We start from the raw sequence: 6,347 nt of genomic DNA on the forward strand, positions 1-6,347 counted from the left end.
CCGGGCGCGCGGACGACGAGCGGACCGACGTGCTGTGGTGGGCCTACCCGCTGGTCGGGCCCGGCCCCTCCCGGCTGCTGGTGCTCGCCGCGGACGCCACCCGGCTGCGCGAGGCGCGCGGCAACCTGGACGAGAGCACCGAACGCATCGCCCCCGGCTTCGCCCGCCACACCGAACTGCCCACCGCCGCCGACCTGGAGCGCAGGCTTCCCGAGATCCTGCCCAACATGGGCCCCGGACTCAGTGCCCGCATCGTCTCCCAGATCCTGGAACTCGGCTATCCGGTACTGGAGTTCAGCCAGTACGAGCGGGTCCCCGTCACCCCGTACTGGGGTGTGCCCCGGCGCCCCGGCCGCTTCGACAGCGTTGTCCCGCACCCCCGCAGCGAACCCCTGATCCCGGCCGACGCGCTGGCCGACCTGGAGTACGCGGCGGTACGGGAGCGGCTGGAGTTCCTCAACGAGGTCAGCTCCGCCATCGGCACCTCCCTCGACCTGGGGGAGACGATCCGCGAGGTCACCAGCGCGGCCGTGCCCCGGTTCGCCGACTTCGCCGGCACCCATCTGCGCTCCGCCGTCCTCGCCGGCGAGGGCTTCCCCGACGGGCCGCCGGACGCCAGCACGCTGATGCACCGGGTCTGGGTCGAGCACAACGACGAACCCGGCCGCTGGGACGACACCGTGCCGGTCGGCGAGGCGTTCGCCTTTCCCGAGCACACCCCGTTCTACCAGTGCATGGTCACCGGCGAACCGGTCCTCATCCCGAGGGTCAGCGACGAACTGGGCAACCGGATCTCCGGCGAGTTCGAGAAGCGGGACCTCAGGCCGCTCATCAACGGCCGGTCCCTGCTGATCGTCCCGCTCAAGGCCCGCAACGTGGTCCTCGGCTTCATGGTGCTGCTGCGCCGCGCCGACCGGCTGCCCTTCGACGGCATGGACCGCACCACCGGCGCCGAACTCGCCGCCCGCGCCGGGCTGGTGCTCGACAACGCGCGCATGTACACGTACCAGGAGAACGTCGCCGAGACCCTCCAGGACAGCATGCTGCCGCAGGTCACCCCGCGGATGGCCGGATGTGACGTGGCGACCCGCTATCTGCCCGGCACGCTGCTCGGCCGGATCGGCGGCGACTGGTTCGACACGGTGAAGCTCCCCGGCTCCCGCACCGCGCTGGTCGTCGGTGACGTGATGGGCCACGGGCTCAACTCGGCCGCGATGATGGGCCAGCTGCGCACCGCCGTCCAGACCATGGCCGCACTGGATACCCCGCCCGCGCAACTGCTGCGCAACCTGGACGACCTGGCCCGCAGGCTGGGGGAGAACTACCTCGCCACCTGTCTCTACGCCGTCTACGACCCGATCCGCGGCGAGCTGCAGATCGCCAACGCCGGGCACATCCCGCCCGTGCTGGTCCGGGCGGCGGACGGCGGCAGTGAACTGCTCGAACTGCCCACCGGCGCGCCCATCGGCGTCGGCGGGGTGCCCTTCGAGGTCCGAAGAGTACGGGTCGCCCCCGGCGACCGGCTGGTGCTGTGCACGGACGGCCTGGTCGAGGTCCGCGGCTCCGACATCGGGGAGGGGCTGGCCGCACTCTGCGAGTCCGCCGCGCACCCGGCCGCCTCCATGGACGCCGCCTGCGACACCATCATCCGCGCCCTCAACACCCGTGGCGGCCGCAAGGACGACGTGGCCCTGCTGATGGCCCGGCTCAACGGCATCCCCGACGCCCACGTGGCCCAGTGGCAGCTGGAGTCCGACCCGCGCGAGGTATCCCGCGCCCGGCACCTGGTCCGCGAGCGCCTGCTCGCGTGGGGGCTGCCGCAGGCGGTGGACACCGCGCTGCTGCTGGTCAGCGAGGTCGTCACCAACGCGGTGCGGCACGGTGGGGGAGGGGGAGGCCCGGTCGGGCTCCGCGTGGTGCGCGCCGGGGACCTGCTGTTCGAGGTCACCGACGAGGAACCGGGGCTGCCGGACATGCGCACCGCCGGACCGGACGACGAGGCGGGCCGGGGCCTCGGCGTGGTCAGCCGGCTGGCGAAGGAGTGGGGCGCGACGACGAGCGGGCGCCGCAAGACGGTGTGGTTCGAGCAGGCGCTGATTCCGTAAAAGGGGCCCTTGGACCCCTTGTCCGGGGGCAGTCGGCGCGATATCCCGATCATGGCACCGACCCTGGGGAGATCGCAGTGAACGTTTCCGACGACTACCGCTCCAACTGGGAGAGCTACTGGCGGGAGACCTCCGAGGAGCGGGGGGACGCGATCTGGGACTCCGACCCGTCGCTGACCGCCGAGCCGCACAGCGATCTCCTGCTGCCCCACGCCGAGGCCGGCCGCGTCATCGTGGACCTCGGCTGCGGCAACGGCACCCAGACCCGCTACCTCGCCACCCGGTTCGCCCGCGCGGTCGGCGTCGACCTCTCGGACGCGGCGATCGACCACGCCCGCCGTGCCACGGCCGGGGCCGCCGCCGAGTTCGAGCAGCTCGACCTGACCGACACCGACGCGGTGCGCGACCTGCACGACCGGCTCGGGGACAGCAACGTCTACATGCGCGCCGTCATCCACCAGAGCGAGCCCGCTGCCCGGCCCCTGGTCGCCGCCGCCGTGGCCGAGCTGCTCGGGGAGGCGGGCCGGGCCTTCGTGGTGGAACTGACCTCCGCCTCCCGTGACGTCCTCCAGCGGGCGGCCTCCGGTCCCGCCGGGCCCCCGCCGAAGCTCCGCCGCGTCTTCCACCACGACCTCAAGCCCGCGGACGCCGGGGACGAGGAGATACCCCGTCTGCTGACCGAGGCGGGCCTGAAGATCCTGGCCACCGGGGAGACGGTCCTGCCGCAGACCGAGCACTTCCCGGACGGCACCCGGATCGACCTGCCGGCCAGGTGGTTCGTGCTGGCGCGCGAGTGAGGACGGCCCGGGCCGGGCGGCGGCCGGAGACCGGGTCGTAGCCGCCGCCGGTCAGGGCGCGTAACCTGCGCGGCATGAAGATCCTCATCAGTGCCGACATGGAAGGCGCCACCGGGGTCACCTGGCCCGCCGACGTGCTGCCGGGGACGCCGCAGTGGGAGCGCTGCCGGGGGATGTTCACCTCCGACGTGAACGCCGCCGCCCTGGGCTTCTTCGACGGGGGCGCCGACCAGGTGCTCGTCAACGAGGCGCACTGGACCATGCGCAACCTGCTGCTGGAGAAGCTGGACGAGCGGGTCGAGATGCTGACCGGGCGCCACAAGTCGCTGTCCATGGTGGAGGGCGTCCAGCACGGCGACGTCGACGGCATCGCGTTCATCGGCTACCACGCCGGCGCCGGCATGGAGGGCGTCCTCGCCCACACCTACCTCGCCAACCAGATCACCGGGGTCTGGGTGAACGACGTACGCGCCAGCGAGGGCCTGCTCAACGCGTACGTCGTCGCGGAGTACGGGGTGCCGGTGGTGCTGGTCACCGGGGACGATCTGGCCTGCGAGGACGCGCTGGGCTACGCGCCGGAGGCGCTGAAGGTCGCGGTCAAGGACCACGTCTCGCGGTACGCGGCCGTCTGCCGCACCCCGGCCCGTACCGCCGCCGACATCCGCGCGGCGGCCAAGGAGGCGGCGCGGCTCGCCGTGCGTCAAGCTCCCCTGGACCAGGGGCCGTTCACGGTCGCCGTCGAGTTCGACGCCGAGCATCTGGCGATGGCCGTCACCGTGGTGCCGGGGGTGCTGCGGACCGGGGAGCGGAAGGTGGCGTACACCAACGGCACGATGTACGAGGCAATTCGCACGTTCAAGGCGGTCACCACGATCGCCTCGGCCGCCGTGGAGGAGCAGTATGGCTGACCAGCGCGCGCTGGACGAGGTGGTGGAGTTCACCTCCGAGCTGATCCGGATCGACACCACCAACCGGGGCGGCGGCGACTGCCGGGAGCGGCCGGCCGCCGAGTACGCGGCCGAGCGCCTGGCCGGCGCCGGTCTCGAACCGCTGCTGCTGGAGCGGACACCGGGGCGCGGCAACGTCGTCGCCCGCGTCGCGGGCACCGACCCGTCCGCCGACGCGCTGCTGGTCCACGGCCATCTGGACGTGGTGCCCGCCGAGCCCGCCGACTGGAGCGTGCACCCCTTCTCCGGCGAGGTCCGCGACGGCGTGGTCTGGGGGCGTGGCGCCGTCGACATGAAGAACATGGACGCGATGATCCTGGCGGTGCTGCGCGGCTGGGCCCGGCAGGGCGTGCGGCCGCGCCGGGACCTCGTCATCGCCTTCACCGCCGACGAGGAGGCCAGCGCGGAGGACGGCTCCGGCTTCCTCGCCGACCGGCACCCCGAGCTGTTCGAGGGCTGTACGGAGGCCATCGGGGAGTCGGGGGCCTTCACCTTCCACGACGGCGCCGGGCGCGAGATCTATCCCGTGGCGGCGGGGGAGCGGGGCACCGGCTGGCTGCGGCTCAGCGCGGGCGGCCGCGCCGGACACGGCTCCAAGGTGAACCGGGAGAACGCGGTGACCCGGCTCGCCGCCGCCGTCACCCGGATCGGCGAGCACCAGTGGCCGCTGCGCATCACCCCGACCGTGCGGGCCGCCCTCACCGAACTGGCGGAACTCTACGGTGTGGAACCCGACTTCGACGACATGGAGCTGCTGCTGGACAAGCTGGGCCCAGCCGCCAAGCTGGTCGAGTCGACCGTCCGCAACAGCGCCAACCCGACGATGCTGGACGCCGGTTACAAGGTCAATGTCATCCCCGGGGAAGCCCACGCGCACATCGACGGACGCTTCCTGCCGGGCGGCGAGGAGGAGTTCGAGTCCACCCTGGACCGGCTCACCGGACCGGACGTCGACTGGGAGTACGTGCACCGCGAGGTCGCCCTCCAGGCCCCGGTGGACGCCCCGCTGTTCGGCAGGATGCGGTCTGCCGTGGAGGAGTTCGCGCCCGGCGCGCACGTCGTCCCGTACTGCATGTCCGGCGGCACCGACGCCAAGCAGTTCTCCCGGCTCGGAATCACCGGGTACGGGTTCGCTCCGCTGCGGCTGCCCGAAGGATTCGACTACCAGGCGCTGTTCCACGGCGTGGACGAGCGGGTGCCCGTGGAGGCGCTCGAATTCGGCGTCCGCGTCCTCGACCGCTTCCTGCGGACGGCCTGACGACATGGGGGAAGAGATGCCGGTCCAGCCGTACGGTTCCTGGCCGTCGCCGATCGACGCGGCGCTCGCCGCCGCGCACGACGGACACCCCGAGTGGGTGGGGTTCGTCGGGGACGAGATCTGGTGGACCGAGCCCCGGCCCGCCGAGGGCGGCCGCCGCGCCCTGGTGCGCCGCACGGCCGACGGTGCCGAGGAGCCGGTGCTGCCGCCGCCGTGGAACGTGCGCAACCGCGTCCACGAGTACGGCGGACGCCCCTGGACCGCCGCTCCCGGCCCGGATCGCCCCCTGGTCGTCTTCACCCACTTCGCCGACCAGCGGCTCTACCGCTACGAGCCCGGAGGCGAGCCGGTCCCGCTGACCCCGCTCTCCCCGGTGGGCGGCGGACTGCGCTGGGCCGAACCGGAGCTGGACCCGGCGCGCGGTGAAGTCCGCTGCGTGCTGGAGGAGTTCACCGGCGAGGGCAGCGGTGACGTACGGCGTGTACTGGCCGCCGTGCCGCTGGACGGCTCGGCCGCCGGGGACCGGTCGGCCGTACGCGAACTCACCGACGAGCGGCACCGGTTCGTCACCGGCGCCCGCGTCTCCCCGGACGGACGCCGGGCCGCCTGGCTCGGCTGGGACCACCCGCGCATGCCGTGGGACGGCACCGAGCTGCTCGTGGCGGAGATCGGCGACGACGGCCGGTTCCGGGACGTGCGCACGGTCGCCGGGGGCGACGAGGAGTCGATCGCCCAGGCGGAGTGGGCGCCGGACGGGCGGTTGCTGTACGCGAGCGACCGGAGCGGCTGGTGGAACCTGTACCGGGACGGCGTACCGCTGTGCCCGCGCCAGGAGGAGTTCGCCGGCCCGCTGTGGAAGCCCGGCCTGCGCTGGTTCGCGCCCCTGGCCGACGGGCTGCTCGCGGTGCTGCACGGCCGCGGGGCAGCCGTGCTCGGGATACTCGACCCGGAGACGGGTGAGATCGCCGACGCGGCCGGTCCCTGGACCGAGTTCGACTCCTCCCTCGCCGCCCACGGCAGCCGGGTCGCGGCCATCGGCGCGAGTCCGCGCACCGGGTACGAGGTGATCGAGCTGGACACCGGCACCGGCCGCGCCCGCACGGTCGGCGCCCGGCACCGGGACCCCGTCGACCCCGCGTACTACCCCGAGCCGGAGGTCCGCACCTTCACCGGACCCGACGGCCGCGAGGTGCACGCACACGTCTATCCGCCCCGGCACCCCGACGTCACCGGACCCGGC

Annotated in this window: 5 protein-coding genes; all 5 read left to right on the forward strand. The window is 73.3% G+C overall.

The window, feature by feature from the left end:
* The coding region (locus CCN33_RS02105; RefSeq protein WP_107483886.1) for an ATP-binding SpoIIE family protein phosphatase at positions 1–2,105 on the forward strand (2,105 nt) is incomplete at its 5' end.
* A gap of 77 nt (positions 2,106–2,182) precedes the next feature.
* Positions 2,183–2,902 (forward strand): class I SAM-dependent methyltransferase, encoded by a 720-nt coding sequence (locus CCN33_RS02110; RefSeq protein WP_086690452.1) that lies wholly within the window; start codon positions 2,183–2,185, stop codon positions 2,900–2,902.
* Between the two features lie 74 nt (positions 2,903–2,976).
* Positions 2,977–3,810 (forward strand): M55 family metallopeptidase, encoded by an 834-nt coding sequence (locus CCN33_RS02115; RefSeq protein WP_086690454.1) that lies wholly within the window; start codon positions 2,977–2,979, stop codon positions 3,808–3,810.
* Positions 3,803–5,107, forward strand: a complete 1,305-nt coding sequence (locus tag CCN33_RS02120; RefSeq protein WP_086690456.1) for a M20/M25/M40 family metallo-hydrolase — start codon at positions 3,803–3,805, stop codon at positions 5,105–5,107. Before CCN33_RS02115 ends, CCN33_RS02120 begins: the two co-directional genes overlap by 8 nt.
* A gap of 4 nt (positions 5,108–5,111) precedes the next feature.
* Positions 5,112–6,347: alpha/beta hydrolase (locus CCN33_RS02125; protein ID WP_208621636.1), on the forward strand; the 1,236-nt coding region annotated here is incomplete at its 3' end.

Origin of the sequence: Streptomyces recifensis, assembly GCF_002154615.1 — a bacterium.
Lineage (GTDB): Bacteria > Actinomycetota > Actinomycetes > Streptomycetales > Streptomycetaceae > Streptomyces > Streptomyces griseoluteus.

Excerpts from the sequence above, each read along its gene's own strand:
- CCN33_RS02115 (WP_086690454.1), top strand. The coding sequence starts at position 2,977 with ATGAAGATCCTCATCAGTGCCGACATGGAAGGCGCCACCGGGGTCACC.
- CCN33_RS02120 (WP_086690456.1), top strand. The coding sequence starts at position 3,803 with ATGGCTGACCAGCGCGCGCTGGACGAGGTGGTGGAGTTCACCTCCGAG.